Origin of the sequence: Microbacterium sp. cx-55 (assembly GCF_021117345.1) — a bacterium.
In the GTDB taxonomy this organism is placed as follows: domain Bacteria; phylum Actinomycetota; class Actinomycetes; order Actinomycetales; family Microbacteriaceae; genus Microbacterium.
Genome location: NZ_CP088261.1, coordinates 1,397,682 through 1,413,221 on the forward strand (window position 1 = coordinate 1,397,682; position 15,540 = coordinate 1,413,221).

Consider the following 15,540-nt stretch of genomic DNA (forward strand, 5'->3'; position numbering starts at 1 on the left):
TCTCGCACCGCGTACCTGTGCGGAAGCCGCGTCGCGGCTTAGGGGAACCTAAGAAATAGGCCAGAGTGCGCGGGGAGTCGCGTCCTACCGGGACTTTGCCCCGGTGCGGCCCGAACCGCGGGCGGTCGATAGGCTTCGGAGTCATGGTGGACCTTCACGACTGGCCGACGATTCTGACCCGGCTGCTGGCTCGACGCGACCTCAGTATCTCCGAGTCGACCTGGGCGATGCGAGAGGTCATGGCCGGCGCGGCGACGCCCTCGCAGCTCGCCGGATTCCTCATCGCCCTCCGCGCGAAGGGCGAGACGGTGGACGAGATCGTCGGGTTCCGCGACGCGATCCTCGAAGCGGCGCTGCCGCTGCCGGTCGATTCCCACGTGCTCGACATCGTCGGCACGGGCGGCGACCGGTTCGGAACCGTGAACATCTCGTCGATGTCGGCGATCGTCGCGGCGGCCAGCGGTATCCCGGTGGTCAAGCACGGCAACAAGGCGGCCAGCTCGTCGTCGGGGTCCTCCGACGTGCTGCGCGCCCTCGGTGTGGACCTGGCGCTGTCGCCCGAGGCGGTGGCGGAAACTCTTGCCCGAACGGGGATCACCTTCGCCTTCGCGGCGGCGTTCCACCCCGGCTTCCGGCATGCGGGACCGACCCGGGCGGAGTTGGGGGTGCCGACCGTCTTCAATTTCCTGGGACCGCTCTGCAACCCGGCGCGGGCCGAGGCGAATGCGGTGGGCGTGGCGCATCTGGATCGCGTGCCGCTCATCACGGGTGTCTTCCGGACGCGGGGTGCGACGGCGCTCGTGTTCCGCGGCGACGACGGCCTCGACGAACTCACGACGACCGGGCACAGCCGGATCTGGGAGATCTCCCGCGGTGACGTGCACGAGCACGACCTGGACCCGCGCGACCTCGGGATTCCGCTCGCGCGCATCGAGGACCTGATCGGCGGCGGCCCCGAGCACAACGCCGAGGTCGTCCGTCGGGTTCTGGCCGGTGAGCGCGGGCCCGTCCGTGACATCGTGCTCCTGAACACCGCGGCGGGCATCGTGTCGTTCCGCCTGTTCCAGGATCCGGCGCAGGCGCAGCGCTCCATCGTCGAACGCCTCGCCGAGGCGAAGGATGCCGCCGCCGCAGCCGTCGACAGCGGCGCGGCCGAGGCGAAGCTCGCGCACTGGGTGGCGACGACCACCGAGCTCTCCGCCTGAACGGGGAGTTCGATTAAACACGGCGCGGTGTCGCGGGCGTGAAGTGGTCAGACCTCTAACGTGAGCATCAACAGCCCGCGATCCCCAGGAGGAACGCTCATGTCCGCAACCACCGCACCCACCGTCGATGTCATCGACACCCCGACCAAGAAGGTAGGCCTCGTCAAGCTCGCCGGCATCCTCGGCATCCTCGGCGGCATCGCATTGATCGTCGTCGGCCTGGTCGTCTGGATCATGGTCTCCTCGCAGCTCCGCGCCGAGAACATCACCGTGCCCGACGATGCCGCCGCGTTCCAGGGGCAGACCGTCGCGGGCCCGTTCACCGCGTACGTGCAGGCGGACATCATCCAGCACCACGCGCTGGCCGCATCCGATGGCAAGACCTACGCCCAGCTCGACCAGGACGACCCGGTTCGGGCGACGCTGATGAACGCGTCGTTCCTGCGGGCGTCTCTGTTCACCTCGGTCGTGTCCTTCGGCGTCGCGGCGTTCGCGATGGGCATCGGTGTGCTCTCGATCATCTTCGGCGCGGCGATCCACCGCCTCGCGTCCGTTCCGGTGATCGTGAAGCGCGCCACGGTATCGAGCAGCTGAGGTCACGGGTCGCCCCGCACCACCGCCTCCTCACGGCGGGTCCGCATCGATGCGGGCCCGCCGTCCGCGTTCGCCCTTCCTAGACTGGATCGGTGATCCGCCCTCCCGCATCCCGAGCCGCGTTCCCCTGGCTCGTCGTCGTGGGAGTTCTCGTGGCGGCCCTCAGCCTCCGCGGACCGATCGTCGCGCCGACACCGGTGCTGCGCGACATCGAGACCGATCTCGGTATCGGCGCGAGCACCGCAGGCCTGCTGACGACCGCGCCCGTGCTCATGTTCGCGCTCCTGACGCCGGTCGCCGCGATCGTGATCCGTCGGGCAGGTGCGGAGATCGCCCTTCTCGTGACGCTGCTCGGCGTTCTGGTCGGCACGGCGATCCGCGCGCTCCCCGGGTTCCCTTCGATGCTCGTCGGGATGATCGTGATCGGCGCGGCGATCACGATCGGGAACGTCGTCATCCCCGTCGTCATCCGCCGCGATGTTCCGCCGGAACGCGTCGGCATCGTGACCGCGTCGTACGCGGCGACCCTGAACGTCGGTTCGCTCATCACATCGCTCCTCACGGCGCCGCTCGCGGAGGTGGTCGGCTGGAACCTCGCCCTCGTCGCCTGGTCGGTGCTCTCCTTCGCGGGAGTGGCGGTCTGGGGCGCCCACCTGAGGCGGGAACGACGTCGCGCCGCCCATCCCGTTCCGATCGTGCGATCGGAGCCCCGGCCGCACCGCACCGATCTCGACCCGGAGACGATCACGGGGCCGCTGCCCATCGTCGCGCCGGCGTCATCGTCGGTCTTCCTCCGCCCCGCGTCGTGGTTGCTGCTGATCGCTTTCGCCCTGCAGGTCACGATCTACTACGCGCTGTCGACCTGGCTGCCGACCCTCGGAGCCGACCGCCTCGGCCTGGACTCGGCGACGGCGGGCGCGCTCGCGTCGATCTTCCAGGGCGTCGGGGTGCTCGGCTCGTTCGTCGTGCCGTTGCTCGCCCGCGTCGCCCCGCGCATCGTGCCGACCCTCGTGATCAGCGCCAGCTGGCTGCTGCTGACCGGCGGCATGCTGGCGGCGCCGGAGCTCACCTGGCTCTGGTTGTCGTTCGGTGCGATCGCGCACTCCGGCGGGTTCGTCGCCATCTTCTCGGCTCTGGTGAGCGTTGCGCGGACGGATGCCGAGGCCACCACGATGTCTGCCCTCGTGCAGGGCGGCGGCTACGGCATCGGCGCCTTCGGCGCACCCATCGCCGGGGCGTTGCACGAGGCGACGGGAGGGTGGGACGTGGCTCTGTGGGGGATGCTGGGGCTGGCGGTGCTCTACGCCGTCGCGCTGACGTCGGCGATGGCGGTCGCTGCGCGATCGAAGGCCGACCCGAGTCCCCACTGAGCGGTGAAGGATGCGGCCGCGCCGCGGGCATCCGCCGTCAACGGTGCGAGCGCCGTATCGGGTACGTCGAGGGGGAGGTCCCGGACCACCTTCACGACCGTCGGTGCCACGGTGAGGTAGTCGGCGCCGGCCTGCACCTTGGCCTGGGCGCTCGCGCCCATTCCCTCGCCGCGTTCGGCGGCTGCGATGATGCCGGCGAGGTCGCCGTGGGCGGCGAGCAGGGTCGCCGCGGTCTTCTCGCCGATGCCGGCCACCCCCGGAAGACCGTCGGATGCATCACCGCGGAGAACCGCGTAGTCGACGTACTGCGCGGCGCGAATGCCGTATTTCGATTGGACGGAGGAATCGGTGAGCACTTCGAGGTTGCTCATCCCTCGCGCCGTGTACACGACGCGCACATCGGCCTCGTCGTCGATGAGCTGGAAGAGATCGCGGTCGCCGGTGACGATGTCGACGGGCATGCCCGCATCCGTTGCCAGCGTGCCGATGACATCGTCGGCCTCGTGCTCGGCCGCGCCGACGATCACGACGCCCAACAGCCCGAGCGCCTCGCGGATGAGCGGCACCTGACGCTCGAGCGGGTCGGGGACCTCCTCGACATCCGGTCCCGCCGCGACGGCCTCGACCACGCGATGGGTCTTGTAGCTCGGGATCAGGTCGACGCGCCACTGCGGACGCCAGTCGTCGTCCCAGCACGCCACGAGGTGCGTCGGGCGGTACGTGCTGACGAGTTTCGCGATGATGTCGAGAAAACCGCGTACGGCGTTGATCGGGCTGCCGTCCGGGGCGGTGACCTTCTCGGGCACTCCGTAGAACGCGCGGAAATACAGGGAGGCGCTGTCGAGGAGCATGAGTCGGTCGGTCACGCGCTCATCCTGTCACGGGGGCTCGGCGCGCGGCAGACTGGGCGGATGGACCCGCTCGATGCCCTGAACGAGATCGCGGCGCTGCTCGAACGCGAACGGGCGTCGCGGTACCGCTCGAAAGCGTTCCGTGCCGCCGCGAAGGCGTTCGCGGAGCTGCCGGAGGCGGCGCGAACCGACCTCGGCCGCATCCAGCGAACGAAGGGCATCGGCGACACCACGTTCCGGGTGATCCGCGAGGCGATCGAGGGCGGGGTTCCGGACTACCTGGTCGAGCTCCGGGGGAGCGCCGGGGTCGCGGCCGTCGAGAGCGGCTTGCGCGCGCTGCTCCGGGGCGACCTGCACGCCCACTCGGACTGGTCGGATGGGCTCACCCCGATCGATCAGATGGTGGATGCGGCACGCGCGCTCGGCCACGAGTACCTCGCCCTTACCGATCATTCACCGCGGCTCCGGGTCGCGAACGGCCTGAGCGCCGAGCGATTGCGGGCGCAGATCGACCTCGTCGGCGGGTTCTCGGGCGACGGATTCACGCTCCTCACCGGAATCGAGGTCGACATCCTCGACGACGGGGCCCTCGATCAGGAGCCGGAGTTGCTCGATCGCCTGGACGTCGTGGTCGCGAGTGTGCACTCGAAACTCCGAATGGAGTCGCCCGCCATGACCCGCCGGATGCTGGCCGCAATCCGCGACCGGCACACCGACGTGCTGGGCCACTGCACGGGACGACTCGTGGAGGGCGCGCGGGGGACGCGCCCCGCATCCGTCTTCGATGCGCCCGCGGTCTTCGCAGCATGCGCCGAGAACGCCGTGGCGGTCGAGATCAACGCGCGTCCGGAGCGGCAGGATCCCCCCGATGAACTGATCGCGATCGCCCTCGAGGCGGGATGCCTGTTCTCCATCGACAGCGACGCGCACGCGCCCGGCCAACTGTCCCTGCTCGATCACGGCGCGCGCCGTGCGGAGGCGGCGGGTGTTCCCGCGGAGCGGATCGTCACGACCTGGCCGCTGGATCGGGTGCGCCAGTGGCTCGCCCGGGAGCGCTGAACGCTCACACCACGATGGCCGCGGCCATCACCACGGTCGCCAGCCCCATCGCGCCGAACTGCGCGCGCACGAGTCGCCCGTGCGCGCGCTGCGCCGCGATCGCGGACCACGCCCCGTACGCGATGGATGCCACCACGAACAGGCCCGTCGTGGCCCCGGCGCCCAGTCCGTGCGCATGCGCCGGAGCAGCAGCGGAGGCGGGCGCCATCGCGAGCAGCAGCGCTGCCATCGCGACGAGTCCGAGCGCGGCGTGCACCGTCATGAGGGCGTCGTCGTCGGAGCGGGGCCGGTGCCGGCGGCGCGGGCTCCGCAGTGCCGCCAGCCCGACCGCGCCGACGATCAGCAATGCCGCCCAGTACGGGCGCGGGACGATGCCGAGGAGCGCCGCATCCACCATCGCGAGCAGCATGATGACGGATGCGGCGAGTTCGGGCACACGGACCCGCCGCCGGTCGGCCGCCACACAGCAGGCCGACGCGGCAGCGGGGACGAGCGCCCAGACGTGCAGGGCCTCGTTCACGGTTCAGTGGTGCGCGTGCGAGCCGTGATCATCGAGCCCGGCTTCCGGGCCGTGACCGTGGGCGTGCGCATCGTGGTGGCCGGGTGCGCAGTGCGCGCTCTGCGGTGCCGGCACGTTCAGCACGGGGCTCCGCTCGAAGAAGTTGTACGGCTTGAGCGTGAACTTGGCGTAGTCCATCGGCATGACCGGCCAGTCCTCGTTGCGAGGGAAGTGCGTGAGACCGAACGTGTGCCACAGCACGACGTCCTCACCGACGAGGGGCTCGTCGCCCGCGATGAAGGCGGGAATCCCCGCACCTCCCGGATGCTGGTTCACGAAGTCGCCGGCGGCGTAACGCTCCGCAGGGTCGTACTTCGTGACGAACAGGTTCTTGGTCGCGAACGCCGCGCGTGCGGCGATGGAGGAGTCGGGATCGGCGAGGAGTACCGGAGTCTCCGTCGGGAACAGCACGTAGGACGTGGGCTGGCCCATCGACGTCGACTTCTCGGTCGATGCGATCTGCCACACGCGGTTCACGGCGCCATCCGCGACACGACCCGACACGCCCTCCGATTCGATCGGTGTCACGCGCTTCGTGAAGGCGTTGCCCGCCGGGTTGGCGGAGGAGATCGGCAGGCGCACCGCGTCGATCTCGTTCACGACGTTGGCGGTGCCGTCGACGGTCATGTCGAGCCGGGCGGAGAAGAGGTGCTGGTGGTAGGGGGCGCCGAGTCCCGGAGCGACCTCGGAGGCGTACGGGTAGGGCGAGCCGTCGTCGTTCGCACCCGGGTACGCCGACGTGAACAGGATGCCGGTGAGCTTGGCCTCGCACTCGATGGTGCCGTCGAGGTACAGGTACCAGAAGAACCCGTAGTCGTAGTTGCCGACCGTGGTGAAGAACGAGATCACGAGCCGACGCGACCGGCGCACCTCGCTCGCTCCGGTGAAGATGTCGGTGTGCTTCCAGAGCGTGCCGAAGTCCTCTTCGTGGATGCAGACGCCGTTGCGGACGGTGCGGGGCAGCCCGAGCTCGTCGGCGATGGTGACGTCGAGGTACGTGATGTCGCCGACGCAGTCGCAGCCGAGCTCCAACTCGTTCGTGTACCGCCCGAACAGGTACTCGCCGGTGTCGAAGTAGTTCTGCCAGAAGCGGTTCGGCGCCGGATCGGCATAGGGGACGACCATCTCGCTGATCGATCCGCGGTACATGACGGGCCTGCCCGCGAACGCCAGCTGGCGCACCACGAGCCCCTCGCGGGTGTCGAACCCGATACGGAGGTCCCACTCGCCCCAGGTGAGGTGTTCCCCATCGACCGTGAAGCTCGATCCCTCCGGCTGCGTGATGACGATCGGCTTCAGCCCCTCCAGAGGCGGTCCCTGCAGCTCCGGGTCGTCGTAGTTGCCGCTCGTGGCGGGAATCTCGAATCCGGGAGTGTCGACGATGCGGATGACCCGACGATCGGCGACGTCGATGTAGGCGGTGAGACCGTCCACCGGGTGCGCCCACGGGTGGTCGGCCGGGTAGTCCTGGCGGAACGCGAAGGTACGCAGGATGCGGCGTCCGACCTCGTCCTCGTACCCGTAGCTGCCCGCGCTCAACGGCACGAGCACCACGTCGGCGACCGTGAGGCCGCGGGCGGCGAGTGCCGCGACCCATTCGGCGCTCTCGTTCGCGATGATCCCGACCTCTTCGAACTCCGCATCCAGGATCGGCAGCTGCCCGTCGCTGCCGTCGAGTTCGACCTGTGAGAGCACCGTGCCGGCGTCGATCGAAACGATCATGTCGAGCGATCGGGTGGTGGCCATGTCGAGCAGCTGCACCCGCGCCGTCCGTTCCGGCACGGGCCCGCCCGCCTGCCACTGGGCGATCAGGCTTTTCGACGGCTCCTCGAGGCCGACGTAGGCGAAGCGGGTCGTCGGGGTTGCATCCGGGCGGCCGAGCACGATGCCGCGCACGGCCTCGATCTCGGCGCCGGTCAGTGACGACAGCGGATGCTGCGGGGCTTCGGGCGCGGTGTATTCGGACGAGGTGGCGGTATCGAGGGTACTCATGGGGAGATCTCCTGACGGTGTCGCGGGGGAGGGAAGCGGGTCACGCGATCGAGTCGGTGAGTTTCGTGTAGGCGGCCGGGCGGCGTCGGCGGATCCACACGGCCTGCAGATAGCCGAAGACGGGGAAGACGACGACCAGCGCCAGCAGGAACCAGCTGACGGCGCCGAAGACGGGGGTGCCCTCCGCATCGACGTCGCCCACCATGAGGGGGAAGTACACGACGATCAGCGCGGCCGACAGGATGAGCCCGACGAACCCTAGGGCCGGGGCGATGACCGTGTTCCAGATCCGGCGATCCTGACGGGTCCGCGCGAAGTACACGATCACCGCGATCGACGTGACGGCCATCAGAAGCGCGATCGCGAGCGTCGCGACACCGGCGAACCAGGTGAACACCTGCAGCACCGGGTCGAGCTGGAACACGGCGAAGACCGCGATCAAGACGACCGAGGTGATCGTCTGGACCAGCGACGACGCGTGCGGGGAGAGGTGACGGTGGTGCACGGCGCCCAGGCGATCGGGCATGACGCCCGCACCGGCCATGGAGTGCTGATAGCGAGTGAGGACGTTGTGGAACGACAGCACGCACGCGAACATCGACGTGATCAGCAGCACGTTGACCGTGACCTCGCCGACGATGCCGAGATACTGCGCGACCGTCCGGAGGATCAGCGTTCCCGGGTTCTCCGCCGCAGCGTCGAGGACGCCATCCGGTCCCCACGCCATCACCAGCGCCCACGAGGCGAGCGTGTAGAACACGCCGATCCCGATGACGGCGCCGTACGTGGCGCGCGGGATGGTGCGGTTCGGGTCACGGGCCTCGTCTCGGAAGATGGCCGTCGCCTCGAACCCGATGAAGGCCGCGATCGCGAACATGAGGCCGACGCCGGGGGAACCGCTGACGACGTTCTCGGGGGCGAACGGCGCGAGACTCAGTCCCTGGGCGCCGCCGGAGAACACCACGGCGGCGACCAGAACGAGAACGATGCCGACCTCGGCCACGAGGAGCACGCCGAGGACCTTGCTGGAGAGGTCGATGTGCCGGTAACCGAGGATCCCCACGAGGGCCACGGTCAGCAGCGAATAGATCCACCAGGCGATCGCGGGTCCGCCGAGCGAGGTGACCGTGACGCTCAGGATGTAGCCGACGTAGCCGTACACCGATACCTGGATGGTCGTATAGGTCAGCATCGCCGTCCATGCCGCCGCGAGGCCCGTCGATCGGCCGAGACCGTAACCGACGTAGGTGAAGAACGCCCCCGGCTTCGGCACGTGCCGTGTCATCGCCGCGAGGCCGACCGCGAAGAACAACAGAATGACGGCGCTGATCGCGTACAGGGCGGGGAACCCGGCGCCGTTGCCGAGCAGGATCCCGAGGGGGGCCGCGCCACCGACGACCGTGAGGGGGGATGCGGCGGCGACGACCATGAAGATGATGGCGGTCACCCCGAGCGATCCCTGAAGACTGCGGGCCGGCGCCGAAGCGACGCCGGGAGATTCGATCCGGGTCATGAGAGTCCTTGTCGGGTACGTGGTCGGGGAGCGGGACGGTTCGGGAGCGAGCCTTCCGGTCGGCCGTTGCCCTGCCGTCACCGCGCGAAGAAGACCTGGTACGCGCCGAACGGGACACCCGCGGTCCCCTGTCTCATTCGGGTGTCACGTCGCGGAAACACCGACGTCGCGACGGGGCAATCAGCACTGGATAGCGTCGGCGCAGCATCCGGAGGTGACCCATGACCGCTCTCGAACGAGCGATAGCGCGCCCGGATCCGGTGAGTGATTTCGGATCGCGCTCGCCGCTGCACGGCCTCGCGCGGCGGAGCGTCGGGTTCTTCGACGTGCTCGCGCAGTCCGTATCGGCTGTGGCGCCGTCGGCGGCCGCCACGACCGTGGTGCTCCTCGTCGCGGGGGTCGAGCCGTCGGCGACCGTGCCGGCCGTGCTGCTGGCCGGCATCCTGAGCCTGTTCGTCGCGCAGACGGTCTCGCAGTTCGCGCGCCGTTTCGCCGCCACGGGAGCGCTGTACACCTACGCGGTGCGTGGACTCGGCCCGGTGCCCGGCCTGGCCGCCGGCGCCGCGATCATCGTGGGGTACGCCGCGATCGCGATGTTCGCCCTGCTCGGCGGCGCGTATTACACATCGATGCTGCTCGGTGCGCTCTGGCCCGCGGTGCACGGACCGGGGGCAATCGCTGGCACCCTCCTCGCGGAGGCGCTGCTGCTGGTGCTCGTGCTGGTGCGCGGCATCCGTATCTCCTCGCGTGTCGCGCTCGTGGTGGAGGCGGTGTCCGTGGCGATCATCGCGGCTCTCCTCGTGGCGCTGCTGGTGCGGATGGGGCCCATCGATCCGTCGGTCCTGCTGCCGGCGGATGGCGTATCGCTCGCGACCGTGGGGGCGGGCGCACTCGTGGCGCTGACGGCGTTCGTGGGCTTCGAGAGCGCTGCGACGCTCGGGGTCGAGGCGCGGACCCCGCTTCGCACCGTCCCTCGCGCCATCGCCTGGACCGTGCTGGTCTCGGCGGTTCTGTACCTTCTCGCCGCCGTGACCCAGGTGGCGGGTTTCGCCGCGATCGACGGCTCGATCGCGGACAGCGCCTCACCCATCAACGAGCTGAGCGCGGCATTCGGGTTGGGCGGATGGGGCGTGCTGGCGGACGTCGGGATCGCTGCATCCTTCCTCGCCTGCGCGATCGGCTCGGCGACGGCCCTCACTCGTGTCGTGTTCACGATGGCGAGGGACGGCGTCGTGCCGAAAGCCATCGGCCGCACGCATCGGCGCTGGGGCACCCCGACGGGCGCGTTGATCGTGTGCCTGCCCGTCATCGTGCTCGTCCCGCTCGCCCTCGTGCTCGCCGGGGTCGACATCCGTGCCGCGATGCACGTGACGATCGCCCTGGGCGGCGCGGGGTACATCGTGGCGTACGTCCTGGTGTGCGTGGCGGCTCCCGTGTTCCTTCGACGCATCGGCGAGCTGACGGTGGGCGGTGCGCTCATGGCGCTGTTCAGCGCCGCGGCCCTGACCGCCGCCCTGGCGGCGTTCTTCATCGTGGATGCGGCGGGCGGCGGCGCGGTGGTCTGGCTCGCGGTGGCCGTGGCGATGGCCGCGACCGGGGCGATCGCCTGGCGGCTTCGCGGAGGTCGCCGCCTCCCGGAGCGGATCGGCACCTACGACGAGCCGATCGCGACGCAGGTGCTGGGCGGAGTTCCCCGCGCCGATCAGGCGGCGGGTGGTGACACCGTTCGTGGCTGAGCGCGAGTCCGCTCCGGCCGTCCCGACCCTCACCGCGCGCCAGCCCCGCGCGATCCATAGCGCGCTTACCGTGCTGGAGTGCGTCGCCGCCCTCGGCGCCGGTGTCACGGCGCGGGAGATCTCCGATGCCCTGAAGCTGCCGCGCGCGACGACCTATCGGCTGCTCAACCTGCTGGTCGAGGACGAGTACCTCGTGCGGACCCCGGATCTTGCCGGGTTCGCGCTCGGGGCGAAGGTGACGCAGCTGGCAGCAGTCGCGTCTCCCGTTCGCATCACGACGGCGGCCCGGTTGGTGCTCGCGGAGACGCGTTCGGCGCTTCGCGGGGGTGTGCATCTCGTGCTCTACGACCACGGCCGGGTGATGGTCGCGGATGCGGACCCGGATTTTCCGTTGAGCGATGAACTGCGCCTCGTCCGCGAACCCGCACGGTATGCGCTCGGGCGTCTTGCCTACCTCGAGAGCGGGGCGCACGACGACATCACCCGCGCGGCCGCGGCCGATCTCGCCCGCTACGGAGCGACACGGCAACTCGGCGAGAACACGCCGGGCACGGCATGCGTCGCCCGGCCGATCCGTGATGTGGACGGCAGATTGGCCGCGGCGATCGGCTTCTCCGGACCGCTGCGACGGGCTCAGGAGCCGGAAGAGGTGCTCACGGTTCTCCGCGGCGCGGCCGAGAGGCTAGCGCCGCTGCTCACCTAGTGCGTGCGTCGTGCGGTCGGCGTGGCGTCAGCATCCGGGCCCGGTCGGGTTCTCCACGCACGTGCGGTCGACGAGCGCCGTGCGGGCCTCGACGATCTGCACGGGGTGGCCGCCGGTCGTCGCCTCGACGATGCCGTCGATCTCGCGCCATCCGCCACCGTCGAAGCTGACCTCGGGCGCGTACTGCACCGTCACCGCGGCGATGTAGTCCCCGCGCGCCGGATAGGCATGGCTCGTGCCGGTGGGCGTGAACTGCGCCTGACCGAGCGCGGTCCACGACGCGCCGCCGGACGCCGCGGTCCGCGTCGCACCGTCGCCGTACGCGAAGCGGTAGCCGATGGGGGTGAACCGCACGACCACGTCGTATCCGAACAGAGTGCCCGGAATGCTCTGCGCGGATGCGGCCGACACCAGGTTCGTCGGCATCCCGACGATGCCGATACCGGCGGGTTCGCTCGCCAGAGACGGCGCAGCCGGCCGGAACGACGCGATGTCCGCGAGCGTCACGTCGGGGAGCCCGACCGCCGTGTAGTTACCCCGGCACAGCACGGTCTCGCACCCCGGGCGCAGCAGATTGCCGTTCTCGTCGTAACGCGGGGCGTCGGGATCGACGGGAGCGCCGCTGTTGCCGCCGTTACTGTTGCCGCCGTTGTTGGCGCCCGGACCGGTATTACCGCGGCCGGGGCCGCCGCCGGTTTGCGCTCCGATGTCGATCTGCGAGCCGGAATTCTCGACGGAACACGCACCCACCGCGACCAGGTCTGGACTGCAACTTGTCGCGGCGGATACTGCCGTGAGAATTCCCAGAGTCAGAACCAAGCTCAGCACTGGTCTTCCCCGATCAGCTGGCTGTCCGAAATCAGCCACACATCGGAATCGCGAACAAGATCGACGCTTAGCCGACTCACTGTTGCCCGATCAGCGGGAGTCTTGTCTTGTCCTGAATCGTCAACCACGCGAGTCTCACTAGAGTCCAGACAGACGACTATGGAGACCTGGTCCGGAAGCTCGAAGGTGCTAGGTAGCACTCGCTCTACAGATGACGCTCCAGTGATACGAAGTCCAGCCTCATCTAACTGGCGCTGAGAGTCCACATCGGAATCAAGCGCGTTGCCCGATAAGAACTGTTCAGGAGTCGGATTGCCGGTAGGGTCCTCGCGTCGTCGGTTCAGGGCGTCCACATAAGCGCGGTAGGTCTCCTCGGCGGCGGCGAACGCCTCTGCCTCGTCCGTGAATCCGGTGGCGCTCGGCGTCGGAGCAGGCGCGGGTGTCGTGCAGGCGGCAAGCGTCATCATCCCGGCCACCGCGAGGGTAGCCAGCAGCGCGCGGAACGGACGACGGATCACACGCACACCGTAACCGTCCCGCATCCGGCGCCGCAGCCGTTATCCACAGCCGCCGTAACAGCGCCGACACACGGACCGGCGAAGATGGCGGAATGCACCTCGCGTCCTCTCTTTCTGCGTCCCTGCCCGCGTGGCTCCTCGGTGAGCTCGATGACCTGCCCGCCGTGCTGCCGACGCTCGAGGACCGGATGGACCTCGTCAACGCGCTCGCGGACCGCAACTGGCGCGAGGGCAGCGGCGGTCCGTTCGCCGCGATCGTCGTCGACGCCACCACCGGCGCGCTCGTCTCGGCGGGGGTGAACGTCGTGTTGGCGTCCGGTCTCAGCTCGATGCACGCCGAGGTGACGACGCTGAGCCTCGCGCAGACGGCCCTCGGCCGCTGGGACCTCGGCGCGGAGGGCGCTGATCTCGAGCTCGTCGTCAACTGGCGTCCGTGCGTCATGTGCTACGGCGCGACCATGTGGAGCGGCGTCCGATCGCTCGTCGTCGCCGGCGAGGGTCCGCTGCTCGAGGAGCTCACGAAGTTCGACGAGGGCCCGGTCGTGGCGGACTGGGCGGCGCAGTTCGAGGCCCGCGGCATCCGCGTCTCCATCGGCACGCGTCACGATGAGGCCGTCGCGGTATTCGCGGCCTACGGCGACAGCGACTCGATCGTCTACAACGCACGCGGAGCCGTCGACTGACCGACGGGCTTATCGTGGCCTGCGATGACGGATGCGGATTTTCGGGCCGAGTTCGATGCCCGGCTGGAGGCGCTCCGTGCGCAGGCGGTGCGTGACGCGATCACGCGCGGAGACGCGCTCGGCGGCGTCCTCGCCGCGCGCGGTGACCCAGCCGGCGCGGACGACGAGCACGACCCCGAGGGTGCGACGCTGTCGGACGAGTGGTCGCGCCTCGAGGGACTGCGGATCGGCGCCGTGCGCGAGATCGCGGAGATCGACGCGGCGCGCGCCCGGCTCGACGCGGGAACGTACGGCATCTGCATCCGCTGCGGGCGCTCCATCCCGGTCGATCGGCTGCGCGTGCGACCCACCGCGACGATGTGCGTGACCTGCGCGGCGCTGGGCTGAATCCCGGCGAGCGTCAGTCGGCGTCCGACCGACGGCCGGCTTCGACGAGGCTGTGATGGATGCGGTGCAGGTCTTCGAGCAGAGACCCGATCAGGATCCAGTGCGTGGCCGACGGACGCGTGATCTGCAACGGCGTCGTCAGGGCCGGCGGTTCTTCGACGACCGCTGCCGGGGGCTGACCGACCCGCTCGACATCGTGGGCCGCCCGGCGGAGCTGCTCCGCGATCGCCCGCACCTGCGGCTCGTCGACGAGATCAGGGGAGTAGTGGTCGTAGACCGCGCGGGTCATCCCCGTGACCTGCGTCACGATCGGCGTGTACAGCTCGACGGTCCGGGTGAGCTCCGCCAGCTCCGCACGATGCCGACCGCTCCGCGGATTGAGCGTGAGGGACTCCGAACCCGCACGGATCGCGGCGTCGGCGGCGTCGCGCATCGGACGCATGAGGCGCGCTTCGAGCATGAGTTCCTCGAGCTGCCCGCGCGTGCGGACGCTCGTGAGGGCGTCGGCGAGCCGGTCGAGGGATGCCGACAACTCGCTGCCGAGCCGCGCCGTCGACTCACGAGCCGGCGCCAGGGCCACCGGCGGCACCAAGAGCACGTTGACCACGACGCCGATCGCCGCGCCGAGGATCGTCTCGATGACCCGGTCGAGCGCGTAGTCCGGCGTCGCGGTGCCGAGGGCGAGCACGAGGATCGCGCTGATCGCGATCTGAGTGGCCGCCCCCGGAGCGAGGCGCAGTGCCCACGCGATGAGCAGACCGCAGGCCGCGGCCGTCAAGATGACCCAGGTGCCGCTGCCGAAGAAGAGTCCGAGTGTCGTGGCGAGCAGGACGCCGAGGATCACTCCGACCGACCGCTCCACCGCCTTGCTGAACGACTGGTTGAGGCTCGGCTGCACGACGAGCAGCGCCGCGATCGCGGCGAACACCGGCAGGGGTCCCGGGATCAGCCACTGTGACAGCAGCCAGGATCCGATGACCGCGATGGCGGACTTCACCACCAGCAGCAGCGGAGTGCGCTGCGCGGCGCGGATGGCGGCCGGAAGACGCATCAGGGCTGCCGGGCGCGTAGCTTCCGCGCCGCCTCCGCGGGGGTGGTGCCGAGCTCCCGCTCGGCGAAGGTCAGGTCGTATCCGCCGCTGGTGCGGCGAGTGGCGCGCAGCGACTCGGCGTCCGTGCCGGACGGATCGCCCGCGAGCAGCGCGTCGGTGCGGCGGAACCGCACACCGAGCTCGCCCTGGGGTGTGGTGCCGATCCGGTCGATGTCGGCCCACGGTGCGCGACCGATCTTCGCGACACGGATGCCGTCCGCATCCGCGCGGAGGATCGTGGAGTGCCGCAGCTGATTGATGATCGAGACGCCGCCCCCGACCCCGAAGATGCCGATGGCGGCGGTACCGGCGATGAGCGCGAGAACGTTGTCGCCGTTCAGGAGCACCACGAACACGCCGAGCACCGCGGCGGCCAGACACACGGCGCCGAGCGCGAACAGGCGCCCGCGCGGGGTCACGAATCGGATGCGGGACGAATCTTCACTCACCCG

At 69.9% G+C, this 15,540-nt stretch carries 16 protein-coding genes; 8 read left to right on the forward strand and 8 right to left on the reverse strand.

Translation table 11 applies throughout. The features are described 5' to 3' along the window. Positions 1-143 precede the first annotated feature (143 nt). The 3 genes from trpD to LQ938_RS06475 all read left to right on the forward strand — a co-directional run bounded on the left by trpD (position 144) and on the right by LQ938_RS06475 (position 3,169). Complete coding sequence (gene trpD / locus LQ938_RS06465; protein WP_223721431.1) at positions 144-1,205, forward strand: anthranilate phosphoribosyltransferase; 1,062 nt, start codon at positions 144-146, stop codon at positions 1,203-1,205. 99 nt (positions 1,206-1,304) lie between these two features. Beyond that, on the forward strand, positions 1,305-1,799 hold the full coding sequence (locus LQ938_RS06470; RefSeq protein ID WP_223721430.1) for an aromatic ring-opening dioxygenase LigA: 495 nt from the start codon (positions 1,305-1,307) through the stop codon (positions 1,797-1,799). A gap of 92 nt (positions 1,800-1,891) precedes the next feature. Further along, positions 1,892-3,169 carry an MFS transporter gene (locus tag LQ938_RS06475; protein WP_223721429.1) on the forward strand — a complete coding sequence of 426 codons (1,278 nt, stop codon included), beginning with the start codon at positions 1,892-1,894 and terminating at the stop codon, positions 3,167-3,169. On the opposite strand, the gene LQ938_RS06480 is transcribed toward LQ938_RS06475, so the two are convergent. Next, the gene (locus tag LQ938_RS06480; protein WP_223721428.1) at positions 3,100-4,035 is read right to left on the reverse strand and encodes a 5'-3' exonuclease; all 936 of its coding nucleotides are present in this window, start codon (positions 4,033-4,035) and stop codon (positions 3,100-3,102) included. The two genes, LQ938_RS06475 and LQ938_RS06480, sit on opposite strands and share 70 nt — an antisense overlap. Before the next feature lie 45 nt (positions 4,036-4,080). Here LQ938_RS06480 and LQ938_RS06485 point away from each other — a divergent pair, with 45 nt between their 5' ends. Continuing rightward, positions 4,081-5,079: a PHP domain-containing protein gene (locus tag LQ938_RS06485; RefSeq protein WP_223721427.1), complete on the forward strand. Its 999-nt coding sequence runs from the start codon at positions 4,081-4,083 to the stop codon at positions 5,077-5,079. A gap of 4 nt (positions 5,080-5,083) precedes the next feature. On the opposite strand, the gene LQ938_RS06490 is transcribed toward LQ938_RS06485, so the two are convergent. The 3 genes from LQ938_RS06490 to LQ938_RS06500 are packed head-to-tail and all read right to left on the reverse strand — an operon-like array spanning position 5,084 to position 9,143. After that, a complete protein-coding gene (locus LQ938_RS06490; RefSeq protein WP_223721426.1) occupies positions 5,084-5,599 on the reverse strand; it encodes a hypothetical protein in 516 nt (171 codons plus the stop codon). 3 nt (positions 5,600-5,602) lie between these two features. Continuing rightward, entirely contained in the window at positions 5,603-7,630 is a 2,028-nt protein-coding gene (locus LQ938_RS06495; RefSeq protein ID WP_223721425.1) for a primary-amine oxidase, read from the reverse strand. Between the two features lie 40 nt (positions 7,631-7,670). Beyond that, entirely contained in the window at positions 7,671-9,143 is a 1,473-nt protein-coding gene (locus LQ938_RS06500) for an APC family permease (RefSeq protein WP_223721424.1), read from the reverse strand. Between the two features lie 221 nt (positions 9,144-9,364). Here LQ938_RS06500 and LQ938_RS06505 point away from each other — a divergent pair, with 221 nt between their 5' ends. Both LQ938_RS06505 and LQ938_RS06510 read left to right on the forward strand, forming a co-directional pair. Beyond that, positions 9,365-10,879: an APC family permease gene (locus LQ938_RS06505; protein ID WP_223721423.1), complete on the forward strand. Its 1,515-nt coding sequence runs from the start codon at positions 9,365-9,367 to the stop codon at positions 10,877-10,879. Then, a complete protein-coding gene (locus LQ938_RS06510; protein ID WP_231341361.1) occupies positions 10,860-11,582 on the forward strand; it encodes a helix-turn-helix domain-containing protein in 723 nt (240 codons plus the stop codon). Before LQ938_RS06505 ends, LQ938_RS06510 begins: the two co-directional genes overlap by 20 nt. Positions 11,583-11,609: 27 nt before the next feature. Here LQ938_RS06510 and LQ938_RS06515 read toward each other — a convergent pair whose 3' ends face one another. Further along, positions 11,610-12,332, reverse strand: a complete 723-nt coding sequence (locus LQ938_RS06515; protein ID WP_223721421.1) for a hypothetical protein — start codon at positions 12,330-12,332, stop codon at positions 11,610-11,612. Positions 12,333-12,403: 71 nt separating this feature from the next. Further along, the gene (locus LQ938_RS06520; RefSeq protein ID WP_223721420.1) at positions 12,404-12,928 is read right to left on the reverse strand and encodes a hypothetical protein; all 525 of its coding nucleotides are present in this window, start codon (positions 12,926-12,928) and stop codon (positions 12,404-12,406) included. 92 nt (positions 12,929-13,020) lie between these two features. Between LQ938_RS06520 and LQ938_RS06525 the strand changes: the two genes are divergently transcribed. Both LQ938_RS06525 and LQ938_RS06530 read left to right on the forward strand, forming a co-directional pair. Next, positions 13,021-13,611 (forward strand): nucleoside deaminase, encoded by a 591-nt coding sequence (locus tag LQ938_RS06525; RefSeq protein WP_223721419.1) that lies wholly within the window; start codon positions 13,021-13,023, stop codon positions 13,609-13,611. A 24-nt stretch (positions 13,612-13,635) separates the two neighbouring features. Next, positions 13,636-13,998 carry a TraR/DksA family transcriptional regulator gene (locus LQ938_RS06530; RefSeq protein WP_223721418.1) on the forward strand — a complete coding sequence of 121 codons (363 nt, stop codon included), beginning with the start codon at positions 13,636-13,638 and terminating at the stop codon, positions 13,996-13,998. 13 nt (positions 13,999-14,011) lie between these two features. Here the strand turns inward: LQ938_RS06530 and LQ938_RS06535 are convergent, their stop codons facing one another. Both LQ938_RS06535 and LQ938_RS06540 read right to left on the reverse strand, forming a co-directional pair. Beyond that, positions 14,012-15,049: an FUSC family protein gene (locus tag LQ938_RS06535; protein ID WP_223721417.1), complete on the reverse strand. Its 1,038-nt coding sequence runs from the start codon at positions 15,047-15,049 to the stop codon at positions 14,012-14,014. Next, positions 15,049-15,537, reverse strand: coding sequence for a hypothetical protein (locus LQ938_RS06540; protein WP_223721416.1), 489 nt, complete (start codon positions 15,535-15,537; stop codon positions 15,049-15,051). The genes LQ938_RS06535 and LQ938_RS06540 overlap by 1 nt, the downstream gene beginning before the upstream one ends. Positions 15,538-15,540: the final 3 nt, after the last annotated feature.

Excerpts from the sequence above, each read along its gene's own strand:
- LQ938_RS06500 (WP_223721424.1), bottom strand. The coding sequence starts at position 9,143 with ATGACCCGGATCGAATCTCCCGGCGTCGCTTCGGCGCCGGCCCGCAGT.
- LQ938_RS06485 (WP_223721427.1), top strand. The coding sequence starts at position 4,081 with ATGGACCCGCTCGATGCCCTGAACGAGATCGCGGCGCTGCTCGAACGC.
- trpD (WP_223721431.1), top strand. The coding sequence starts at position 144 with ATGGTGGACCTTCACGACTGGCCGACGATTCTGACCCGGCTGCTGGCT.
- LQ938_RS06505 (WP_223721423.1), top strand. The coding sequence starts at position 9,365 with ATGACCGCTCTCGAACGAGCGATAGCGCGCCCGGATCCGGTGAGTGAT.
- LQ938_RS06470 (WP_223721430.1), top strand. The coding sequence starts at position 1,305 with ATGTCCGCAACCACCGCACCCACCGTCGATGTCATCGACACCCCGACC.
- LQ938_RS06530 (WP_223721418.1), top strand. The coding sequence starts at position 13,636 with ATGACGGATGCGGATTTTCGGGCCGAGTTCGATGCCCGGCTGGAGGCG.
- LQ938_RS06535 (WP_223721417.1), bottom strand. The coding sequence starts at position 15,049 with ATGCGTCTTCCGGCCGCCATCCGCGCCGCGCAGCGCACTCCGCTGCTG.
- LQ938_RS06495 (WP_223721425.1), bottom strand. The coding sequence starts at position 7,630 with ATGAGTACCCTCGATACCGCCACCTCGTCCGAATACACCGCGCCCGAA.
- LQ938_RS06525 (WP_223721419.1), top strand. The coding sequence starts at position 13,021 with ATGCACCTCGCGTCCTCTCTTTCTGCGTCCCTGCCCGCGTGGCTCCTC.